The sequence below is a fragment of the Arthrobacter sp. ERGS1:01 genome (assembly GCF_001281315.1).
GTDB lineage: Bacteria > Actinomycetota > Actinomycetes > Actinomycetales > Micrococcaceae > Specibacter.
Genome location: NZ_CP012479.1, coordinates 2,829,704 through 2,851,282, shown reverse-complemented (window position 1 = coordinate 2,851,282; position 21,579 = coordinate 2,829,704). Strand labels below are relative to the sequence as shown.

The window sequence follows — 21,579 nt, the reverse complement described above, 5'->3', positions numbered from 1 at the left end:
CGGGCCTACTTCGTGGAGAAGACGGTCAGCCACACATTGGCGTCCGCCGGGACGTCGATAGTGACTGCCGTGTCCTTTGACGGGGCGGGAAGTTCGTAGATCGCGGTCGAGCTGTTCTCCGTCGAACAGACCCCGCTGGACCAGCCCACCCGGGCGAAGGAGACCTTCCATTCCCCGGCTCCGCTGCAGATGACGATGGAGCCCAGCCGTTTCTGGCCGGGTGCCAGCGGTGGGATGTGAAGGGTGGTCGGCCCGGTCCCGCTGTAGTGCTTCACGACGGTGCCGGGAGTAGACGTTTTCGGTCCGATTTGCTTCTTTTGGACCTCGAAGATGATCGCCGAGCCGGGAAGGTCCTTTGCCGGCGCCGACGCCGATGCAAATGACGAAGCCGACGACGGCGTCACGGTCGGTTGCGTTGCGGTCGCTTCGGCGCTGGTGCAGCCGGACAGTGCGGCCGCCCCGAAAATGATGGCGGCGATGGCGGCAAGTGAGCGGTGTGTGGTCCCCATGGACGAATCATTGCATAACACCCATGGCCGGGCGGGGATGTTCCGCTGAAGGTTTTCCAAGCGAGTGCCGCCAGGCGGCAACAGCCGTGGCCTAGGTGTTGGGCGTTGCCTTCAACGGAATGACTTTCATGGCCGTCGTGTCGACGTCCTCGCCGCCTCCGGCAGCGTTGTCGGCAGCGGTGTCGTCAGTGCCGGCGTCGGGCCCGGTCGTGGCCTCGCCTGCGGTCCCGGCTTCGGCGACGTCGGCCGCGGCGTCATCGTCCGCCGGGGCGGAATCGGCGCCCTTGGCCTCTGACCCGGGAAGCTCCACGGCGGGCTTGGCCTCGACCGGCTCAACCGCCGATACCGCCGGGGACGCCATGACCACCTGGATGGCACCCGTCGCGTCGGGGTCCACGGAAGTGCCCACAACGGACTCAGAGGCGGATTCGGTGGTCTCGGTCTCGGTCTTGGCGGGCTCGGCCACGGGTGCCGGCTCGGTGCTGATGGGCTGGCCGCCGTGCAGGTCGATGTCGGCCTTGAGCGTGCGGAGCATGGTTTCGGCGTCGGCCACCATGCGGGCGCTGTCCGCCGCGAAACCCTTGACCAGCCACTGGGCCAACGCAAACTCGGCGCTCAGGGCGGCCCGGCGCAGCAAATGCGGGTCGGGTGTCTCGTGCCGGGCGGCGGCGTAGGCCTGCATCACGGTGTCGACGAAGGCGGGATCGTTGATCGCCACGAGCCAGGCAAAGTCGTCGGCGGGGTCGCCGACGCGCAGGTCGGTCCAGCCCATGACGGCCGTGACCTTGGTGCCGTCCAGCAGGATGTTGTCCTCGTGCAGGTCGCCGTGGACCACGGAGGAGTTGAAACGCCAGAGGGCCACATCCTCCATGGCGTGCTCCCAGCGAAGGAGCAGGGACGGCGGGATCTTGCCCGTGGTGGCGGCCTGGTCCAGTTCGTTGAGCTTGCGCTGCCGGAACTCGTTGGCCGTGTAGCTGGGCAAATCGGCGTTGGTGACAAGTTCCTGCGGCAGATCGTGGATGGCGGCAATGGCGGCACCAATTTCCAGCGCCAGCGCGGCCCCGCCGGAGGAGAGCTCCTCCACCGATTCGGCCTTGCCCACAATGTGGGAGTACACAAAGGTGATCAGCTCGCCCTGGCGGACGGTGCCGGCCACGGTGGGGAGCAGGAACGGCAATTCGGCCCGGATGGCGGGGGAGAAGGCGCGCAGAACCTGGCGCTCGGTCTCCAGCCGTGCGCTGGCCTCGACATGCTTGGGGGAGCGCACGCGCCAGCGGCGGTTTTCCGAATCCACCAACAATGCGGAGCTGAAATCGGCTGCATCGTCGGGTTCGGGCCCAAACGCCGTGACGTTGAGTCCGGGCACGGCCGCGCTGGCAATAGCGGCCAATTCGATTGCAGTCATTCGTCTCACCCCTCCACCGTAGAGCGCGGAACGGGCAACTGCCTGCCCATGCCGCGGCGAGTCGCAAGAAGTCCTCCGGCCGGCCCGCTCCACGGACCCCGGCCCGGTCCTGCAGGAGGAATGTAAAAAGTCGCCCGGACTGCGTACGGTAGAAGCATGATCCAAGCCTTGCCCTCCCTCGAAGCCGTGCTCGATCGCGACTGTGAACAACGTGTCGAACCCGGCTACCTGGAAGCGGTGCAGGCCCGGCCCGGCCATCGTGTCCTGCTTTTTCAGGCCGGCAAGGCCCCCGTCCACGGCAATGCCCTGGCATTCCTTGACCCCGCCGGGGTTGCCGGAGGACTGCCGGCGGACACCCTGACCATCTACCTTGGCAAAACCGTGGACGGCAGCCATCCCACACTGCCCGACGGCACCGACCTGGTGCTGAAGGTGTTGGCGGACGACGCCGGTGCGCCGGCTTTGTTGCCCGAGGGCGCCGAATTCCTGGGGTACCGGGACGCGGCGGGCCTGCTGTCCGCTGCCGACGCCGCCATATTCATCCAGGCCCAAGCCGTGGCGAACTGGCACAACAGCCATCCCCGGTGCCCGCGGTGCGGTGCCGCCACCGAATCCGAGTGGGCCGGCTGGATGCGCCGCTGCACGGTGGACGGCTCCGAGCACTTCCCCCGCACCGACCCCGCCGTGATTGTTGCCATCGTTGGCGCGGATGAAAAGATCCTGCTCGCCAGCAACTTCGCCTGGCCGGCCAACCGCTACTCCACCGTGGCGGGATTCGTCGAAGCCGGTGAAAGCGCCGAACAGGCCGCCGTGCGCGAGATCGCCGAGGAAGTCGGCGTCAAGCTGCACGCCGTCGAATACCTTGGCTCGCAGGCCTGGCCGTTCCCGCGGTCGCTCATGCTCGGCTTCCTCGCCCACACGGCCGATACAGTCCCCGTGCCCGACGGCGTCGAGGTCAGGGAGGCCCGCTGGTTCAGCCGGGAGGAACTGCAGTCCGCCGTCCTCAGCGGGGATGCCGGCATCCCCGGGCGGCTTTCGATTGCCCGGGAGCTCATTGAACATTGGTACGGCGGGCCCATCAGTGAGCCCGGCGACGCAGCAGCCACCGTGGCCGGGGTCCGGGCATGAGCTTCGATCCACGCCAGCTGGGCCTGCCCGTCATGGACGAGCGCACGGCCGAGGAACGCATCCTGGCCGGCCTCGACGACGAACAACGCGCCGTGGCCACCACGCTGGCGGGGCCCCTGTGTGTCCTGGCCGGCGCCGGCACCGGCAAGACGCGTGCCATCACGCACAGGATCGCCTACGGCGTGCACACGGGCGTCTACAACCCGAACCGCCTGCTGGCCGTCACGTTCACGGCCCGGGCCGCCGCGGAAATGCGCACCCGCCTGCGCGACCTCGGCGTCGGCACCGTCCAGGCCCGCACCTTCCACGCCGCGGCGCTGCGCCAGCTGCAATACTTCTGGCCGCACGCGATCGGCGGCCAGCTGCCCGGACTCCTTGAACACAAGGCGCAGATCATCGGTGAGGCCGCGCGCAGGCTGCGCCTGCCCACCGACCGGGCCGCGATCCGGGACTTGGCCGCGGAGATCGAGTGGGCCAAGGTGTCCATGCTGACCCCGGAAACATACCTGACGAAGGCGGAGGACCGCGGCGAACCCGGCGGGCTGGACAAGGTCGCCGTGGGGCGGCTGTTCCAGGCGTACGAGGACGTGAAGGCGGACCGGAACCTCATCGACTTCGAGGACGTACTGCTCATCACGGTCGGCATCCTGGCCGAGGATCCGCGCGTTGCGGCCACCGTGCGGGACCAGTACCGGCATTTCGTGGTGGACGAGTACCAGGACGTTTCCCCGCTGCAGCAACGCCTGCTTGACCTGTGGCTGGGCGGCCGGGACGAGCTCTGCGTGGTGGGCGACGCCAGCCAGACCATCTACTCCTTCACCGGCGCCACCCCGCGGCACCTGCTGGACTTCCCGGCACGCTATCCGGACGCCAACGTTGTGAAACTTGTCCGCGACTACCGCTCCACCCCGCAGGTGGTGGGCCTGGCCAACACCCTGCTGAACAGCAGGCGCAGCGGCGGGCTGACAGCCGACGCCCTGTGGTCCCAACCCCTGCACTTGGTGGCGCAACGGCCCAACGGCCCCGTCCCGGAATTCCTGGAATGCAGCGACGACGAGGCCGAGGCCGCCGCCGTCGCCGCGCGCATCAAGATCCTGATCGAGCACGGCACCCAGGCCAGCGAGATCGCCGTGTTGTTTAGGACCAACGGCCAATCCGAAGCCTACGAACAAGCCCTGACGGCGGCCGGCGTCGGCTACCAATTGCGCGGCGGGGAGCGGTTCTTTGCCCGCAAGGAAGTCCGCGACGCGATCCTGCAGATGCGGGCCGCCTCCCGGGCCGCCGAGGACGAACCCCTGGGCCAGCTGGTTCGGGACATCCTGGGCAACCTTGGCTACCAGGCCGAGGCACCCAAGACCGGAGGCGCCGTGCGCGAACGCTGGGAGTCGCTGGCCGCGCTCGTGGCATTGGCGGATGAGCTGGTGGTTTCGCGCAGCACCCCCGAACACGCGTTTTCGTTGGCCGATCTGGTGGCGGAGCTGCAGGAGCGCGCCTCGGCCCAGCATGCGCCCACGGTGCAGGGCGTCACCCTGGCGTCGCTGCACTCGGCCAAGGGCCTGGAGTGGGACGCCGTTTTCCTGGTGGGCATGAGCGAGGGCCTGATGCCCATCTCCTTTGCCGACACGGCGGAGGGCGTCGATGAGGAACGCCGGCTGCTCTATGTGGGCATCACCCGTGCCCGCGAGTTCCTGAACTTTTCCTGGTCCACGGCGCGCACTCCCGGCGGCCGGGCCAACCGCAGGCCCTCACGTTTCCTGGACGGACTGCGTCCCAGCTCGGTGGGCGGGGCCCCGACCGGCCCGCGGCAGCCGGCCGCGCGCAAGTCGCGGAAGGCGGCCGCGCCGTCGGTCTGCCGGGTGTGCGGGAAGATGCTCAGTACGGGGGCCGAACGCAAGATCGGCCGCTGTTCCACGTGCCCGCCCGGCTACGACGAGGCGGTCTTTGAGGACTTGCGGGCCTGGCGGCTGAAGATTGCCACCGCCGCGGACATCCCGGCGTTCGTGGTGTTCACGGATGCCACGCTCATGGCCATCGCCGAAGCCGCGCCCCAGGACCTGGACGAGTTGTCCGCCCTGCCCGGGGTGGGCCCGTCAAAGCTGGAGCGCTACGGTGAGGACGTCCTGGAGATCGTTGCCAGCGCCTGACGCTGCAGTTGGCAGCCGCACTCCGGGTGAGCTCTAAATTCCTCCTGCGTCCACCGGCCGTTGTCCGGATGGAACGTCATGACCGAGGACCAGGTGCAGGGCTGGTTGACGCCGTCCAGGAACAAAAGCGCCTGGGCGGCGGCTGTCCCGGCCAGGGACGTGGCGAGGGCGGCGCTTTCCAGTAGTTCGGCACGGGGCCTGTGGTCATCGGCCGGGCCGCCGCCTTCCGCCAGCTGCTCGCACACCTCCCGCCACTGGGGGTCGTGGCGGCTGCGGTGCCGTTCGACGCATTCCGCGCACGCCGTCTCGCCCGGCAGCACCAGCGGCCCCACCGTCCCGTCCTGCTCCCGCACCAGCACCAACAGGTGGGGCCGGTCCGAGCTCATGAACCGGGCCGCGGTGCCGGCCGAGACGGCGTCGTGCGCCACCACGATGGCCAGGTCCAGGCAGCGCGAATCGGGGCCTCCCGTGCCGCCCTCATGAAGCACATGGGCGTGGCAGCTGGGGTCCACTGATAAGGCATGGCGGCGCACGGCCACGGATCTCAACAGGCCGATGTCGGCCAACTTGAACCCGCCCGGCCCCACGTCGACCGCGGTCACCGGCCTGTCATCCTCGAGCAGGATGGTTCCCACGCCCGCCCCGGCAAGCACCAGCGCCAGGGCCGCACCCGTGCGGCCCAGCCCCACGACATGGACGACGCCGCGTTCCCGGCGGGCCATGGAGTCCTTGCAGGAGCCCTGGTGCAGGCCAAGGAGGGCCGATCTTTCGGGCAGCAGCCGTTCGGCCCGGAATCCCCGGCTGGCCAGTTCGGCATCGCCGAAGAGCAGGCCCGCGAGGCTGATGCACACCTCCTGGGCCCGTTGCTCCGTCAGCCCCAGGGCAGCCGCCTTGGCAAATACCTCGGCATCGGCGATGCCGTCCCGCAGGGCCTGGACAAAGGCAAGGTCGCGGGGTTGGAGTCCGTCGATGACGGTCCCGCCCGGACCCACACCGATCTGGACGCTCTGGGCGTCGCGCCGAACCATGCGCAGTCCCGGATTGATACGGGTCATGGCTGCCTCCCCTCGGATCGGGCCCGCCCCATCTGCGGACCGTCCCTTGATCATGGCACCGTGCCCGGATCCGCGCCCGGACTTATCCACAATCCGGCGTTGTCCACAAGGCGGGGGAGGCCGGGTCGATTTTGCCGGGTGCGGCGTTGTACGGTCGAAGCATGGCAGCACAGAGGGATCCAGCACGCAGGGCAATCGGCAAGGGCACGCCCGGACCGCTTGGCGACTCCGTTTCCGGGCATCAGGCCGGCAACGGCGCACAGGTGGTGGTGCGCCGCACCCGGCGCCGCACCACGGGTGTCTCGGCTTTTTGGGAGGAGGGCCGGGCCGTCATTGCGGTTCCCGCGCGGCTGACCCTTGAGGATGAGCAATTCTGGATTCCGCACATGGTGGCCCGCTTGGAGGCGGACATGCGGGCCCGATCCGGTGGCCGGCGGCGCGTTCCCGAGAGCGACGACGCCCTGCTCCGGCGGTGCCTGGACCTCTCGGCACGGTATTTGGGCTCCCGGGCCATCCCGGAGTCCGTGCGGTGGGTCACCAACCAGCGGGGGAGGTGGGGATCGGCCACGAGCGTCCGCAAGACGATCCGGATTTCACACCACGTCAAGGGCATGCCCGAATGGGTGCTGGACTACGTGCTGCTGCACGAACTGGCCCACCTGATCCACCCCAACCACAGCGCGGCATTTTGGGCCGAACTCGACGGCTATCCACACCAGGAACGGGCCAAGGCATTCCTGGAGGGGGCGTCGTTCGCCTCGGCCCGCAACCTTGCCGGCATGGGCGGGAACCTCGACGACGAACCCGAACTCGACGAATCGGACCTGGATGAGCCCGATTCCGGCGAACCCGGAGCCCCCGGCGCTGTGAGCGCCGGGGGCGACGGCACGAAATGGTCCGCGGAGTTGTCTTAGGCAGCAGGTTTTAGCCAACAGGACAGGAGAGGGGGCCGTTCCGGTCATGCGCTGCCGATCCACCAGCTGCGCATGACCGGAACGGCCCCCTCGGTGCGAAAACTCGGTGCGAAAACTCGGCGCTTACTTGTCCGTGCCGGTGCCCTCGCCGGAAGTACCCGGCTCCTCGGAACCGCCGGCCTCGCCGGAGTCGGGTCCCTCGGCCGGGGGAACGTCGTCGAAGCCGCCGTCGAGCAGCTTGGCCAGCGCGGCGTCGACGTCGGACTCGGATGCCTCGGAGGCGTCGCGACGGGCGCCGAAGCCCGCAGCGTCGTCAAGGTCGGCGGAGGTGGGCAGCAGGTCCGGGTGCGCCCAGATGGCGTCGCGCCCGGCAATGCCGCGCTGCTCCTTCAAAGAAGCCCACAGCGCGGAGGCCTCGCGGAGTCGGCGCGGGCGCAGTTCCAGGCCCACCAGGGAGCCGAAGGCGTGCTCGGCGGGACCGCCCGTGGCGCGGCGGCGGCGGATGGTTTCGCGGATGGCGGCAGCGGAGGGCAGGTTTGCTGCGGCCTCGAACGTGACCTCGTCCACCCAGCCCTCCACGAGGGCCAGCGCCGTCTCCAGCTTGGCCAGCGCGGCGTCCTGTTCGGGCGTGCGGGCCGGCATGAAGACGCCTTCGGACAGGGCGGCCTGCATGGCCTCGGGATTGGCCGGGTCCAGGTTGTGCGCCAGGTCCTCGATCCGGGACATGTCGATGTGGATGCCGCGGGCGTAGGACTCGATGGTGCCCAGCAGGTGTCCGCGGAGCCAGGGGACCTGCACGAACAAGCGGGCGTGGGCGGCCTCGCGCAGGGCCAGGAACAGCCGGATTTCCTGCTCGGGAACTTCCAGGCCCTCGCCGAAGGCCTTGACGTTGGCCGGCAGCAGTGCCATTTGCAGGTCGGCCAGCGGGATGCCAATGTCCGTGGAGCCCACCACTTCCTTGGCCAGGGCGCCCACGGCGGCACCAAGCTGCAGGCCAAACAGGGCCCCGCCAATGTTTTGCATCATGGAGGCGGCGCCGCCCATCATGGACTTCATCTCTTCGGGGAGCTGTTCGTTCATGGCCCCGGAGATGGCGAAGGCGATGCTGTTGGCCACCGGTTCGGTCAGCCGCTGCCAGGTGCCCAGGGTTTCCTCGACCCACTCGGCCCGCGACCATGCCCGGCCAATGATGCCGGTGGCGGCGAGCTCGGTGAAGGGGTCCAGCCACATCTCGGCAAGGCGCAGGGCCTCGTCCACTTCGCGGGACTGCACGGCGGAGACTGACGGGTCGTCCCCGGCCGCGGCCTTCCGGGCGGCGTCGCGCGCCATGTCCCAGTTCACGGGGGTGTCGGAGGAGTTGTTCATCATGGCCTGGACCTGGGCGAACATCTGCGCGAGCGCGTTGGGATCGGACGGCAGCCCGGCAGCCTTGGCCAGTTCCGCAGGGTCAAAACCCTCGATGCCCTGGCCGCCCATCAGGTTCGCCAGCATTTCGGACAGCGGGTCCTTCGGGGTGTCGTCGTCGTTGTTGGCTGGTGTGGAAGACATGATGACCCGATCGTTGCAGGAGATGCTGAATATCTTCACGTTACCGCCGCTGCCGGGCATTGTCGCCCCATGGACGGGCCCTGTTCGCTCTAGGCAAAGGGTGCGCCCGGCGCCGCATCCACCGGCGCTTCTTCCCCGGAACCTCCCAGCATTGACGGGCGCAAGACACAGTAGGGTGGAACGGTGGTGTTCGCGATCACGCGGCATCCGCCCATCGCCGGGAGTCTTGGAAAGGTAAGAGATTGAGCCAGGAGCACCAACCCGTGGCGGCGCCGCCAAAAGTTGCCAGGGACGGGCGCGTTTCGCTGATGACCGTCTCCGGCGTCATCGCCGTGGTGCTGGCCATTGCCGCCCTGACCATCCCGGTCCCATACGTTGTCGAGTCCCCGGGCCCCGCCATCAACACGATCGGCACCATGAACAACCAGCCGGTCATCACGGTGGCCGGCCATCCAAGCTTCCCGGCCACCGCCGGCAGCCTCGACCTGACCACGGTTCACCTCACGGGTGGCCTGCCGGACAGCCAGATCAACATTTTCCAGGCCCTGCAGGCGTGGCTTTCGCCGTCGAACTCGCTCTACCCGGCCGAGCTCATCTACGCCCCCGGCATCAGCCAGGACGCCGTCAACAGCGAAAATTCCGCGGCCATGACCGGCTCCCAGGAGAACGCGACGGCCGCGGCGTTCAAGGCCCTGAACATTGATTTCAAGACGGCGCTGGCCATCGCCTCCATTCCCGACGACGGCGCCTCCGCCGGCATCCTCAAGCCCGACGACGTCCTGCTCACCCTTGACGGGAAGGCCGTCACGGGGCTGCCCATGATCCAGGCCGAACTGGCCGCGGGCAAGGGCAAGCCGGTGGAACTGTCGGTGCTCCGGGCCGGCGCCAACAAGACCGTCACCGTCACACCGAAGGCGGGCACCGACGGGAAATTCCTGCTGGGCATCTCGCTGCAGGACAAATTCACCTTCCCCTTTGACGTAACCATTTCGCTGAGCAACATTGGCGGTCCCAGCGCCGGCATGATCTTCGCCCTGGGCATCATGGACACCCTCACGCCCGGCAACCTGACCGGGGGCAAGGACTTCGCCGGCACCGGCACCATCGATCCGGACGGCAACGTTGGCGCCATCGGCGGCATCGCCCAAAAGATGATCGGCGCCCGGGACAACGGGGCCAACTACTTCCTGGCGCCGTCGGCAAACTGCAGCGACGTCGTCGGGCACGTCCCAAACGGGCTTCAGGTGATTAAAGTCGCTACGCTGAAGGAAGCCTACGACGCCGTACAGCTCGTGGGCTCGGGCAAGGACTCCTCGTCGCTGCCTACCTGTAAGTAACAATTGCGCAACAGACGGAACCACACCCCGTGGCCATTCGTGGCAACAGTAGGACACTGGCAGTAGCACGCCAGTGACGCGGCCGCTGCGAAACCACCGTGGCCGCGCCGGCATCATCCCCGCAACCAGCAACAGCAAATAGAGGTACGAGTGACATCCCGCCCAGCCCCTTCCCCGAACAATTCCGTGAGACCCAGGCGCCGCGGCGCGCTGCTGCCAACCATCATCGTGGTGGCGGTACTGGTGGTGGCCCTGGTGATCTTCGCCGGCGTCTACACGGACCTGCTGTGGTTTAGCCAGCTTGGCTATTCGGAGGTGTTCTGGCGCGAAAAGCTCGCCAAGCTGCTGATCTTCCTTGCCGGCTTCCTCATCATGTCCGTCAGCGTGTACTTCTCGATCCGCACGGCGTACCGGGCCCGGCCCATCTACGCCCCCGACAGTGCTCGGGACGAGAACCTCAACCGCTACCAGATCCAGCTCGAACCGATCCGCCGCGTGGTGATGATCGGCATTCCTGTGGTGTTTGGCCTGTTTGCCGGCACCGCGGCCATGGCCCAGTGGGAGAAGGTGCTGCTGTTCCTGTACCGGGTGCCGTTCGGCCAGACGGATCCCCAGTTCGGCCTGGACATCAGCTTCTACACCAACACCCTGCCGTTCCTCGGATTCGTGATCGGGCTGCTGATCAGCGTCACCGTCATCGCCTTCATTGCCGGCCTGCTGACCCACTACCTGTACGGTGCGGTCCGGCTGACCGAGCGCGGCCTGTTCACCTCCCGCAATGCCCAGGTCCACATGGCCATCCTCGCAGCCGCGTTCCTGCTGCTGCTGGGCCTGAACTTCTGGCTTGACCGCTACACCACGCTGCAGAACAACGGCGGCTACCGTGCCGGCGCCATGTTCACGGACGTGCACGCCGTCATTCCCACCAAGGCCATCCTGGCCGTGGCCGCCATCATCGTGGCCATCCTGTTCATCGTGGCCGCCTTCATCGGCCGCTGGAAACTGCCGCTGATCGGCACCGGCATGCTGGTCATCACGGCCATCGTGGCCGGCGGCATCTACCCCTGGGCCATCCAGGGCCTGCAGGTCAAGCCCTCCCAGGGTTCGGTCGAGGCGCCCTACATTGCCCGCAACATCGACATGACCCGGCAGGCGTACGGCCTCTCCGACATGGAGGTCACCCCTTACAACGCGACGACGACGGCGACCGCCGGCGCCCTGCGAAAGGACGCCGACACCGCCGCGAACATCCGCATCCTGGACCCCAACCTGGTCTCTTCCACGTTCGCCCAGCTGCAGCAGTACCGTCCGTACTACGAGTTCCCGAAGACGCTCAATGTCGACAGGTACACGATTGACGGCAAGGTCCAGGACACCGTTATTGCGGTGCGTGAACTGAACCCGCAGGGCATCAACCCTGGCCAGCAGACCTGGTACAACCAGCACCTGGTGTACACGCACGGCTACGGCGTCGTCGCCGCCTACGGCAACACCGTTTCGGCGGACGGCAAGCCCGTGTTCATGCAGTCCGGCGTTCCCTCCACCGGCGTCCTGGGCACCGACACCAGCTACCAGCCGCGCATCTACTTCGGCCAGTCCCTGACCGACTACTCGATCGTGGGCGCCCCGGAAGGTGCCGCGCACGTTGAACTTGACCGCCCGCAGGGCACCGGCACCACGGCATCCGACAGCTCCGCCACCGACACCGGCGAGTCCATGACCACCTTCACCGGCAACGGCGGCCCGAGCATCGGCAACTGGTTCAACCGGCTCATGTACGCCATGAAGTTCCAGTCCTCGGACCTGCTCCTGACCAACGGCGTCAACGACAAGTCCCAAATCCTCTACGACCGCACCCCCGAGCAGCGGGTGGCCCAGGTGGCGCCGTACCTGACGATCGACGGCAACCCGTACCCCGCCGTCGTCGACGGCCGGGTCAAGTGGATCGTGGACGGCTACACCACCAGCCAGTACTACCCGTATTCCCAGCAGCAGCAGCTGCAGGAAGCCACTACGGACTCGCTGACGAACCAGAACGGGACCGGCGCGCTGCCCAACACCTCCGTGAACTACATCCGCAACTCGGTCAAGGCCACGGTGGATGCCTACGACGGCTCCGTGCAGCTGTACGCCTGGGACACCCAGGATCCGATCCTGAAGTCCTGGGAGAAGGTCTTCCCCACCACGATCAAGCCGTATTCGGACATGTCGGCCGACCTGATGGCGCATGTGCGCTACCCGGAGGACCTGTTCAAGGTCCAGCGTGAACTTTTGGGCCAGTACCACGTGACCAACCCCAGCGACTTCTACAACAACACGTACGCGTGGAGCGTGCCGGATGACCCCACCACCGCGGCCAAGGACAAGCAGCCGCCGTACTACCTCTCGCTGAAGATGCCGGGGGCGGACAAGACGGCGTTCTCGCTCACCACCGACTTCATCCCGCAGGAGGTGGCCGGCACCGAGTCCCGCAACGTGCTGTACGGCTTCATGGCCGCCAACGGCGACGCCGGCAGCGTCAAGGGCGTCAAGAGTCCCGACTACGGCAAGCTGCAACTGCTGCAGCTGCCACCGGACACGCAGGTGCCCGGCCCAGGCCAGGTGCAAAACACGTTCCAATCGGATCCGTCCGTCTCGGAGCAGTTGAACCTGCTCAAGCTCGGCCAGTCCGACATCAAGAACGGCAACCTGCTCACCCTGCCCATGGGTGGCGGCCTGCTGTACGTCCAGCCGGTCTACGTCCAATCGACAGGTTCGACGTCGTACCCGACCCTGCAGCGCGTCCTTGTCGCGTTCGGCAACAAGATCGGTTACGCGGCCACGCTGAACCAGGCCCTGGACCAGTTGTTCCAGGGTGATTCGGGCGCCGCCGCCGGTGACGCCAACGTGGTCAAGGAACCAAACGCCGCGGGCAGCTCCAACGGCAACAGCGCAGGGGACACCAACCCGGCCCTGGCCAAGGCCCTCAACGACGCCAACACGGCGCTGCAGAACGGCACTGCCGCCCTGGCCAAGGGTGACTTTGCCGCCTACGGTGTGGCCCAGAAGGCGCTGAAGGCCGCCATCGACGCCGCCATCGCGGCCGAGGGTGCCACGCCCAGTGCCACCGCCACGCCGAGCGCCACGGCAAAGCCGAGCGCGACGCCCACGCCGAGCCCCAAGCCCTGACGGCACGGTTGATTGATTAGTGGAAGGGTCCGGTCACCGCACGGTGGCGGGACCCTTCCGCATTCGGTGGTCGAGCCTGTCGAGACCCGGCCGTATCCGGTGGTCGAGCCTGTCGAGACCCGGCCGTATTCGGTGGTCGAGCCTGTCGAGACCCGGCCGTATCCGGTGGTCGAGCCTGTCGAGGCCCGGCCGTATTCGGTGGTCGAGCCTGTCGAGACCCGGCCGTATCCGGTGGTCGAGCCTGTCGAGACCCGGCCGTATTCGGTGGTCGAGCCTGTCGGGGCCCGGCCGTATTCGGTGGTCGAGCCTGTCGAGGCCCGGCCGTATTCGGTGGTCGAGCCTGTCGAGACCCGGCGAGACGAAGGTCACGCCCCGCCAATTAGGCTCCCGGTTGCAGGCGGCGTAAAGTAGAGATCGCAACGCGGGGTGGAGCAGTTCGGTAGCTCGCCGGGCTCATAACCCGGAGGTCACAGGTTCAAATCCTGTCCCCGCAACCATGATGAGGAAAACCCTCGGCCTGATGGCCGGGGGTTTTTCGTTTGTGCGCCCGTTTCCGGAGGGCGCCATTGAGGCGAAGCAGCCAGGTGGGGAAGAGGGGCCGCGGCGGATGGCGCCGGGGATTCTCCGCCAGGGGTCCGCTTACGGTCACGACGAACCAAACCCTGAAAAGTGTCACCAATGCCGGTGGCAAAAGCGCCGGGGCAACTTCCGCGACCGCAATCCCGAACGGAATCTTGTTCCACCCGAATATGAAAATGGCAATTGTCAGAATTGAAGGAATTGCGTAGATTCCGGGCAGTGACAAAGTGACCAGGTGATTCCGTCATCGATGATCGAAGCGGAGCCTTCTAACGTAAGTAAAACGTGACCCGAACCTGTGGGTTTGAATACCGCCACCTGTTACGCTGACCCCAGATACGTGGCGGCCACAGGTCATCAGCGTGACTCGACGGGCCCGCACAGGCGGATTCGTCGTCGAAATTCATTCAAAAATTGGGACGTATCGTGAACTTCTTGGAAACCTTTTGGTCCGTCATCATCTTCTGCCTTTTCCTGTCATATTTAATTCTGCTGTTCCAAATTGTGGGGGACATCTTCCGGGACTCCACCCTGTCCGGCGGATATAAGGCGCTGTGGGTCTTTTTCCTGCTGGTGGCGCCCGTCATCACGGCCCTCGTCTACATCATCGTGCGTGGCAATGGCATGACCGAACGCAACATCCGGGCCGTGAGCAACGCCCAGAAGGAAGCCGAGGAGTACGTGCGCAGCGTGGCCGGCACGCCCAGCCCGGCGGACCAGATCGCCGCCGCCAAGTCACTGCTGGACGCCGGCACCATCAACGATGCCGAGTTCCAGCAGCTGAAGGCCAAGGCCCTGGCCTAAGGAATCCCGGCGCAGCGGCGGACTCGCAGGAGACCGCCGCTGCGCCGTTTGCTGTTCGGCCCCGACTTGCGTGCACTAATCTTTGTAGTGGCCCAATCCCGTAGGAGATGACATTCCGTGAGCATCAGCACCTGGTTGGGTAACGCCGACCACCTCGCCTGGCTCCTGCTGGCCCTGCACGTGGTGATGGGCGCCGTCGCGGTGGCCTTCATCTCCGCCCGACGACGGCCCGCCACCGCCATCGCCTGGATGCTCACCATCATCTTCATCCCGTACATCGGCCTCGTGGCGTTCCTGCTGGTGGGGTTCAACCGGCTGCCCAAGGCCCGGCGGGACAAACAAAGACACGTCAATGACTTGATCGTTGAACGCACCGAGGGACTGGGCCAGCTCAGCCACCGGGACGACTGGCCGCGCGGGCTGTCCACCCTGGCCACCCTGAACACCAACCTGGGTGCGCTGCCCATGGTGGGTGGCAACGGCGTCGAACTTTTGCCGGACTACCACGGTTCCATCGCCGCCATGGCTGCCGAGATCGACACGGCCCGGCGCTACGTGCACGTGGAGTTTTACATCCTGGTCCACGACACCGCCACACAGCCGTTCTTCGACGCGCTGGAGCGGGCCTGCCGGCGCGGGGTGACGGTGCGCGTGCTCAGCGACCACCTGGCCGCGCTTATGAACCCCGGACGCAAGGAAACACTGGCTCGCCTGGCCTCCATGGGCGCCGAGTACCACGCCATGTTGCCGCTGCGGCCGTGGCAGGGGCATTGGCAGCGCATCGACCTGCGCAACCACCGCAAGCTCCTGGTGGTGGACGGCAGGACGGGCTTCACCGGCTCACAGAACCTGGTGCACGAGAGCTACAACAAGAAAAAGAACATCGCCCGCGGCCTGCGCTGGCACGAACTCATGATGCGCCTGGAGGGTCCCGCCGTCCGCGAGCTCGACGCCGTTTTCGTCACCGACTGGTTCAGCGAGACCGACGTGCTGCTCGAGTTGGACACCTCTCCCGTGGTCCTGGACCCGGCGCCGCACCTGGTGGACGCGCAGGTGGTGCCCAGCGGGCCCAGCTTTGAAAACGACAACAACTTGAAACTGTTTGTCGCCATGATCCACCAGGCCACGGAACGCGTCAGCATCACCAGCCCCTACTTTGTGCCGGAAGATTCGGTGCTGCTGGCCATCATCACTGCAGCCGGGCGCGGGCTCGACGTGGAGCTGTTTGTCTCCGAGATCGGCGACCAGGCCATGGTCTACCACGCGCAGCGCTCCTACTATGAGGCGCTGCTGCGTGCAGGCGTGCGGATCTATCTGTACAAGGCGCCGGAGGTCCTGCACTCCAAGCATTTCAGCATCGACTCGGACGTCGCAGTGGTGGGCTCGTCCAACATGGATGTGCGTTCGTTCTCGCTGAACATGGAGGTCTCGGTGCTGATCCACAGCGCCCCCTTCGTGGCGGGGTTGCGCGAGGTGGAGGACGGTTACCGGGCCAACAGCCGTGAATTGGAGCTGGCGGACTGGGTCAAGCGGCCCGTGTGGGAAAAGTTCTGGGACAGCGCCGCGCGCCTGACCTCCAACCTCCAGTAGCCCGCCCCCTACGCCGTATCACTTTTGGCACCCTTTTCGGCGACGCGGTATCACTTTTGGTTCGGAACTACGCGACGCGGTATCACCTTGGCAGTCCTTTTGGGAACGCGATATCACCGCCGCTGGCCGTGCCCGGTGCGTCCACCAAAAGTGATACCGTGTTGGCTGTTTTGGTGCCAAAAGTGATACGGCGTCGGTAGGAATGGCGCCAAAGGTGATACGGCGTCGGTAGGAATGGCGCCAAAGGTGATACGGCGTCGGTAGGGGTTAGGGCGCCTTCTTTGCCTTCGCGGCCGCCTTTTGCTCCTTCAGCAGTGCCTTGGCAGCGGAGACATCCCCGAGGAGCGGTTTCAGCCACGCGGACTGCGGGTGGGAGTCGACCAGGATGGCCCGGGCAAAAAGGGTCAGCGGCACGGCCAAGAGCGCGCCCAGCGGCCCCAGCAACGCCGACCAGAAGATGACCGAGAGGAACGTCAACGTCATGTTCAAGTTGACCGAGCCGGCCACGAACTTGGGCTGGATGACGGATTGGATCAGTGAATTGATCACGCCGTAGAACGCCACGACGGCAATGAAGGACGGCAGCCCGCCGGCCAGCAGGGCCATGATGGCGGCCGGCACCAGGCTGATCCAGAAACCGATGAACGGGATGAAGCCGCACACAAACGCCAGCATGGCCCACAGGCCGGCGCCCGGCACCCCGAGCACCAGCAGCAGGATCAGGTTCAGCAACGCCACGATGGCGCCAAAGACGGTGGTCATGACCATGAAGGAGCGTGACAAGGCGGCAAAGTGTGCCAGCGCCTCCACCATGGGGGCCCGTTTCTTCTTCAACGCCGCCAGGATGGTCGGGAAGTAGACCGCGTCGATGCTCATGAACATCACGAGCAACAGCAGGAAGATCGTGCCGGAACCAACGTTCATGGCACTGCCAAGCAGGTTGGCGGCGGCGTTGAGCAGCACCCGCGGGTCGATCGAGGAGACGACGGCGCGCACCTGGTCATCGCCGATGCCAAGGTCGTCATGGAGGAAAATACGCAAACTATCCCGCATCGCCGAGATTTGCGGGGCAAACTGCGGCAGCAGCCTGGTGAATTGCACGGCGGAAACCCACAGTGCCGCAATGAGGGCGCCGACCATGGCGTAGACGCTCAAAATGGATGCCACCGTGGCCAATCCGGCGGGGGTGCCGCGGGCTATCAGGCGTTGTTTGAGCGGATAAACGCAAATGGTCAAAATAAGGGCAAGAAATACCGGCCCCACAATGGAGGAAATGCGGCCCAAGCCGAAGAGGACTATGACGGCAGCGGCCAAGGCAATCAGGATCTTGGAGCCGGAGGAATGGTCCCCGGGTTTGGCAGGAATGTTCCCGCTTGTTTCGCTCATGAGGTGCCCGTTTCGGTGCTGCCATTCTCCATGCCCCAGTGGCATTGGAAATATCTTATCCGGCACCCGTGAATACCGGTGGCTGGTGGTGATTTCTGCGCCTTTACCAAAAGGACATTCCGTGGCCGGCGGCAGTGGAAGGGCAATGGCCTACACTGCCAACAACTACACTGCCAACAACAGGGGAGGACCCATGAACGCAGCGTTGTCCGAAACGCCACTACCCGGCCTGGCCGGCAAAACCATCGTCATGTCCGGCGGTTCACGCGGGATCGGCCTGGCCATTGCGCTGCGGGCGGCCGTCGACGGCGCCAACATTGTGCTCATCGCCAAAACCGACACCCCGAACCCCCGCCTGGAGGGCACCATCCACACGGCCGCCGCGGCCATCGAGGACGCCGGCGGGCGGGCTCTGCCCGTGGTGGGCGACATCCGTGACGACGTCACCATCGCCCGCGCCGTGGAAGCGGCCGTGGGCACCTTTGGCGGGATCGACGTCGTCCTCAACAACGCAAGCGTCCTCGCCCTGGAGGGGACGCTTGACCTCAGCCCCAAACGCTTTGACCTCATGGCGGACGTCAATGTCCGCGGCACGTTCATGCTGAGCCGGGCCGCGCTTCCGCACCTGGTCAAGGCGGCCAACCCGCACATTCTCACGCTGAGCCCGCCGCTGAACCTTGCGCCCCACTGGCTCGGCGCCCACCCGGGCTACACGCTGGCCAAATACGGCATGACGCTGTGCGCCCTTGGATTCGCCGCCGAGTTTGCCGCACAGGGCGTGGCCTCCAACACCCTGTGGCCGCGGACCACCATCGCCACCGCCGCCGTCGCCAACGTCCTGGGCGGGGAGGCCATGATGCGCCGCTCACGCAAGCCCGCCATTATGGCCGACGCCGCCCACGCGATCCTCACCACCGGCAGCCGGGAGATGAGCGGGCAGTGCCTCATTGACGAGGAACTGCTGCGCGCCCGCGGCATCACGGATTTCGAAGGCTATGCCGTGGACCCGACGGCAGGGCTGATGCCGGACCTGTTCCTGGATGGCTGACCCGCCGGAACCCTGACCCTCGGGAACCCTGGACCCGCGGGACAGCCGCGGACCCCAGGGCCGGGGGATCAGCCGGTGACGGCCGGGATGGCGTCGCTGACGATGACCAGGAGCGTGCTGGCCAGCAAAGCGTGAACCTGGGGCCGGGTGAGCGTCTTGCGCAGCAGCCACTCCCGGGCGCCGCTGCGGGCCAGCTGCACATAGACGCGGAACAAGGCGCGGATTTGTTCGTGGTGTTCGGCGTTCCCGGACAGCCCGCAGGCCTCGATGAGCATCTCGATCGAGTCGTTTTCGGCGCCAATGAGGATCCTCTCCAGGTCCGGGTCCCGGTCCAGGCCGCCGGATGCCAGCGCCAGCCAGCTGGTACCGGTCTGCTCCAGCGAGTCCAGGAACCAGGTGACGGCCGCGTCGATCCGTTCCCGGGGCGTGCCGGCGGGCAGGGTGGCCATGGCCAGCTCCGACACCGTCGAATTGACCTTGATGACCTCCAGGTAGAGGGCGCGCTTGTTGCCGAAGTAGTGGTTGACTAGCCCGCGCGCCACGCCGGCCGCCGCCGCAATGTCGGTGGCCGAGACATCCTCATAGGCCCTTGCCGCAAACAGGGTCTGGGCGCAGGCAAAGATTTGCTCCCGCCGTGCGTCCGGGCTCAGCCGCTGCCGGCGCGGTTCCGTGGTGCCGACGCCGACGCCGACGCCGACGCCGACACTGGGCGCCGTCATCGCCCGGTGTCCCCGGCCACCCAGGGCAGCCATTGCGGGATGTCCGCCGGTAGCGTCAGCGGGAAGTGCGGCGGCCGTTTCGCCAGGAAGGACGCCACGCCCTCCACGGCGTCGTCGTTCGTCCCCAGCCCGGCGATCAGCCGGGAGTCGACGGCGTGCACGGGAAAAGGGGAGTCGAGCCCGCTGAGCCGGTTGAGCATCTGCTTGATGACGGCGGTGGAGACGGCGGAGGTGTTGGCGATGATGTCCCGGGCCAGGGCGTACGCGGCCTCCAGCACGTCCCCGGGTTCATGGACGGAGGTGACGAGCCCGGATTCCAGGGCCTCGGCCGCGTCGAAGAGCCGCCCGGTGAGCATCCAGTCGGCCGCCCGGGTCATCCCCACCAGGCGCGGCAGGTACCACACCGAGGCGCCCTCGGGGAAGATCCCGCGGCGGCTGAACGGGAGCGAGAAACGCGAATCGGTGGAGGCCAGGCGGAAGTCGCAGGACAGCGTAATGGTCAGCCCGCCGCCCACGGCCACCCCGCGCAGCGCGGCAATGACGGGTTTGTCCATGCCGTAGATGGTCTTGGAGCAGCGCCCGGCCGGCTCCTGCCAGTCGCCGTCCCCGTCCCAGGCGCCCAGCAGGTCAAAGCTGCCGCCGCTGAGGTCGGCACCCACGGAGAAGTCACGGCCGACGCCGGTCAGCACCACCGCGCGCACCCCGGGGTCGGCGTCGGCCGCCTTCAAGGCGTGCTCCGCCTCGTCGGCCATCGTGAACGTGTAACCGTTGCGGGCCTCGGGCCGGTTGAGGGAGACCGTGGCGATGCCGTCGACGACCGCGTAGGTGATGGCCGTGTAGTCGGGCGTGCTCACAGCTGGTGCTCTCGGGGGAAACTCCGGCGGACTATTGACATGGTGTCAATAGTTCTGAACTATTGGCGGTATGTCAACAAGTCTCTTTTCCGCGAGGTGGAGCGACGACGAAGTCCGCGAGGATGGCCCGCACAGCCATGGACGCCACTGAAAGGACGCAGCTCCCGTGAGCTCACCAGCACCCACCGACGCATTTGTCTATGACGCCATCAGGACCCCGCGGGGCCGGGGCAGGAACGGCGCTCTGCACGGCACCAAACCCATCGACCTGGTGGTGGGCCTGATCAACGCGCTGCGGGACCGCCACCCGGGGCTGGATGAGGACCTCATCGACGACCTCATCCTGGGCGTCGTGTCCCCCGTGGGTGACCAGGGCGCCGTGATTGCCCGCACCGCCGTCCTGGCCGCCGGACTGCCCAACACGGTGGGCGGCATGCAACTGAACAGGTTCTGCGCCTCCGGCCTGGAAGCCGTCAACACGGCGGCCCAAAAGGTGCGCTCCGGCTGGGACCGGCTCATCATCGCCGGCGGCGTGGAATCCATGTCCCGCGTGCCCATCGGCTCCGACGGCGGTGCCTGGGCCATGGACCCGGCCACCAACTACGACAGCTACTTCGTGCCGCAGGGCATTGGCGCGGACCTCATCGCCACCACCGAAGGCTTCAGCCGCGCGGACGTGGACGCCTACGCCGTGCGCTCGCAGCAACTCGCCGCCCGCGCCTGGGCGGAGGGCCGCTTCGCCAACTCCGTGATCCCCGTCCGGGACCAAAACGGCCTGGTGGTGCTGGACCGCGACGAACACATGCGCCCCGGGTCCACGCCGGAATCGCTCGCCGCGCTCAAGCCGTCCTTCGCCGGCATGGGGGAGGCCGGCGGATTCGACGCCGTCGCCCTGCAAAAGTTCCACGGCACGGAGCGCATCAACCACGTCCACACGGCCGCGAACTCGTCGGGGATCGTCGACGGCGCGGCCCTGGTCTTGGTGGGCAGCGAGGAGATGGGCGGGCGGCTGGGCCTGGCGCCGCGCGCCCGGATCGTGGCCACGGCCACCTCCGGCGCCGACCCCACCATCATGCTCACCGGCCCCACCCCGGCCACCCATAAACTGCTCAAGCAGGCCGGCCTGGGGGTGGACGACATCGACCTGTTCGAGATCAACGAGGCGTTTGCCGCCGTCGTCCTGAAGTACCAAAAGGACCTGGGGATCCCGGAGGAAAAACTGAACGTGAACGGCGGCGCCATTGCCATGGGCCATCCGCTGGGCGCCACGGGGGCCATGATCCTGGGCGCCACGATCGATGAGTTGGAACGCCGCAACGCCCGCCGGGCCGTCGTGACCTTGTGCATTGGCGGCGGCATGGGCGTGGCCACGTTGATTGAGAGGTTTTGAG

Annotated in this window: 17 protein-coding genes and 1 tRNA gene; 11 read left to right on the top strand and 7 right to left on the bottom strand. The window is 66.9% G+C overall.

Going from position 1 to position 21,579, the window contains the following annotated elements; translation table 11 throughout:
* Nucleotides 1-5: 5 nt before the first annotated feature.
* Entirely contained in the window at nucleotides 6-509 is a 504-nt protein-coding gene (locus AL755_RS16825) for a hypothetical protein (RefSeq protein ID WP_054011984.1), read from the bottom strand.
* A gap of 91 nt (nucleotides 510-600) precedes the next feature.
* Nucleotides 601-1,914, bottom strand: a complete 1,314-nt coding sequence (locus tag AL755_RS16820) for a macrolide 2'-phosphotransferase (RefSeq protein ID WP_054011983.1) — start codon at nucleotides 1,912-1,914, stop codon at nucleotides 601-603.
* A gap of 156 nt (nucleotides 1,915-2,070) precedes the next feature.
* Between AL755_RS16820 and nudC the strand changes: the two genes are divergently transcribed.
* Both nudC and AL755_RS16810 read left to right on the top strand, forming a co-directional pair.
* Nucleotides 2,071-3,042: an NAD(+) diphosphatase gene (gene nudC, locus AL755_RS16815; protein ID WP_054011982.1), complete on the top strand. Its 972-nt coding sequence runs from the start codon at nucleotides 2,071-2,073 to the stop codon at nucleotides 3,040-3,042.
* Nucleotides 3,039-5,186, top strand: a complete 2,148-nt coding sequence (locus tag AL755_RS16810; protein ID WP_237762522.1) for an ATP-dependent DNA helicase UvrD2 — start codon at nucleotides 3,039-3,041, stop codon at nucleotides 5,184-5,186. The genes nudC and AL755_RS16810 overlap by 4 nt, the downstream gene beginning before the upstream one ends.
* On the opposite strand, the gene AL755_RS16805 is transcribed toward AL755_RS16810, so the two are convergent.
* A complete protein-coding gene (locus AL755_RS16805) occupies nucleotides 5,147-6,241 on the bottom strand; it encodes a TOMM precursor leader peptide-binding protein (RefSeq protein ID WP_054011981.1) in 1,095 nt (364 codons plus the stop codon). The genes AL755_RS16810 and AL755_RS16805 overlap by 40 nt on opposite strands.
* 161 nt (nucleotides 6,242-6,402) lie before the next feature.
* On the opposite strand from AL755_RS16805, the gene AL755_RS16800 reads away from it, so the two are divergent.
* Nucleotides 6,403-7,155: a M48 metallopeptidase family protein gene (locus AL755_RS16800; RefSeq protein WP_082369373.1), complete on the top strand. Its 753-nt coding sequence runs from the start codon at nucleotides 6,403-6,405 to the stop codon at nucleotides 7,153-7,155.
* A 123-nt stretch (nucleotides 7,156-7,278) separates the two neighbouring features.
* Here the strand turns inward: AL755_RS16800 and AL755_RS16795 are convergent, their stop codons facing one another.
* Entirely contained in the window at nucleotides 7,279-8,703 is a 1,425-nt protein-coding gene (locus tag AL755_RS16795) for a zinc-dependent metalloprotease (protein WP_054013140.1), read from the bottom strand.
* A 242-nt stretch (nucleotides 8,704-8,945) separates the two neighbouring features.
* Between AL755_RS16795 and AL755_RS16790 the strand changes: the two genes are divergently transcribed.
* The 6 genes from AL755_RS16790 to cls all read left to right on the top strand — a co-directional run bounded on the left by AL755_RS16790 (nucleotide 8,946) and on the right by cls (nucleotide 16,181).
* Entirely contained in the window at nucleotides 8,946-10,040 is a 1,095-nt protein-coding gene (locus AL755_RS16790; protein ID WP_054011980.1) for a YlbL family protein, read from the top strand.
* Between the two features lie 186 nt (nucleotides 10,041-10,226).
* Complete coding sequence (locus tag AL755_RS16785) at nucleotides 10,227-13,208, top strand: UPF0182 family membrane protein (protein WP_237762521.1); 2,982 nt, start codon at nucleotides 10,227-10,229, stop codon at nucleotides 13,206-13,208.
* 66 nt (nucleotides 13,209-13,274) lie between these two features.
* A complete protein-coding gene (locus AL755_RS24145) occupies nucleotides 13,275-13,619 on the top strand; it encodes a hypothetical protein (RefSeq protein WP_237762520.1) in 345 nt (114 codons plus the stop codon).
* Nucleotides 13,620-13,628: 9 nt separating this feature from the next.
* A tRNA-Met gene (locus AL755_RS16775) sits at nucleotides 13,629-13,705 on the top strand.
* 508 nt (nucleotides 13,706-14,213) lie between these two features.
* Nucleotides 14,214-14,591 (top strand): SHOCT domain-containing protein, encoded by a 378-nt coding sequence (locus tag AL755_RS16770; protein WP_107503875.1) that lies wholly within the window; start codon nucleotides 14,214-14,216, stop codon nucleotides 14,589-14,591.
* A gap of 123 nt (nucleotides 14,592-14,714) precedes the next feature.
* On the top strand, nucleotides 14,715-16,181 hold the full coding sequence (cls, locus tag AL755_RS16765) for a cardiolipin synthase (protein WP_107503941.1): 1,467 nt from the start codon (nucleotides 14,715-14,717) through the stop codon (nucleotides 16,179-16,181).
* Nucleotides 16,182-16,448: 267 nt separating this feature from the next.
* Here cls and AL755_RS16760 read toward each other — a convergent pair whose 3' ends face one another.
* Nucleotides 16,449-17,567 carry an AI-2E family transporter gene (locus AL755_RS16760; RefSeq protein WP_054011976.1) on the bottom strand — a complete coding sequence of 373 codons (1,119 nt, stop codon included), beginning with the start codon at nucleotides 17,565-17,567 and terminating at the stop codon, nucleotides 16,449-16,451.
* A gap of 193 nt (nucleotides 17,568-17,760) precedes the next feature.
* On the opposite strand from AL755_RS16760, the gene AL755_RS16755 reads away from it, so the two are divergent.
* Complete coding sequence (locus AL755_RS16755) at nucleotides 17,761-18,615, top strand: SDR family oxidoreductase (protein ID WP_054013138.1); 855 nt, start codon at nucleotides 17,761-17,763, stop codon at nucleotides 18,613-18,615.
* A 68-nt stretch (nucleotides 18,616-18,683) separates the two neighbouring features.
* Here AL755_RS16755 and AL755_RS16750 read toward each other — a convergent pair whose 3' ends face one another.
* Nucleotides 18,684-19,334 (bottom strand): TetR/AcrR family transcriptional regulator, encoded by a 651-nt coding sequence (locus tag AL755_RS16750; RefSeq protein ID WP_054011975.1) that lies wholly within the window; start codon nucleotides 19,332-19,334, stop codon nucleotides 18,684-18,686.
* Entirely contained in the window at nucleotides 19,331-20,188 is an 858-nt protein-coding gene (locus AL755_RS16745; protein ID WP_054011974.1) for an enoyl-CoA hydratase-related protein, read from the bottom strand. The genes AL755_RS16750 and AL755_RS16745 overlap by 4 nt, the downstream gene beginning before the upstream one ends.
* Nucleotides 20,189-20,354: 166 nt before the next feature.
* Between AL755_RS16745 and AL755_RS16740 the strand changes: the two genes are divergently transcribed.
* Complete coding sequence (locus AL755_RS16740) at nucleotides 20,355-21,578, top strand: acetyl-CoA C-acetyltransferase (protein ID WP_054011973.1); 1,224 nt, start codon at nucleotides 20,355-20,357, stop codon at nucleotides 21,576-21,578.
* The last annotated feature ends 1 nt before the right edge of the window (nucleotide 21,579 follow it).

Bases quoted from the DNA above. Each gene is read 5' to 3' on its own strand.
- AL755_RS16825 (WP_054011984.1), bottom strand. From the start codon at position 509: ATGGGGACCACACACCGCTCACTTGCCGCCATCGCCGCCATCATTTTC.
- AL755_RS16820 (WP_054011983.1), bottom strand. From the start codon at position 1,914: ATGACTGCAATCGAATTGGCCGCTATTGCCAGCGCGGCCGTGCCCGGA.
- nudC (WP_054011982.1), top strand. From the start codon at position 2,071: ATGATCCAAGCCTTGCCCTCCCTCGAAGCCGTGCTCGATCGCGACTGT.
- AL755_RS16810 (WP_237762522.1), top strand. From the start codon at position 3,039: ATGAGCTTCGATCCACGCCAGCTGGGCCTGCCCGTCATGGACGAGCGC.
- AL755_RS16805 (WP_054011981.1), bottom strand. From the start codon at position 6,241: ATGACCCGTATCAATCCGGGACTGCGCATGGTTCGGCGCGACGCCCAG.
- AL755_RS16800 (WP_082369373.1), top strand. From the start codon at position 6,403: ATGGCAGCACAGAGGGATCCAGCACGCAGGGCAATCGGCAAGGGCACG.
- AL755_RS16795 (WP_054013140.1), bottom strand. From the start codon at position 8,703: ATGTCTTCCACACCAGCCAACAACGACGACGACACCCCGAAGGACCCG.
- AL755_RS16760 (WP_054011976.1), bottom strand. From the start codon at position 17,567: ATGAGCGAAACAAGCGGGAACATTCCTGCCAAACCCGGGGACCATTCC.
- AL755_RS16755 (WP_054013138.1), top strand. From the start codon at position 17,761: ATGAACGCAGCGTTGTCCGAAACGCCACTACCCGGCCTGGCCGGCAAA.
- AL755_RS16750 (WP_054011975.1), bottom strand. From the start codon at position 19,334: ATGACGGCGCCCAGTGTCGGCGTCGGCGTCGGCGTCGGCGTCGGCACC.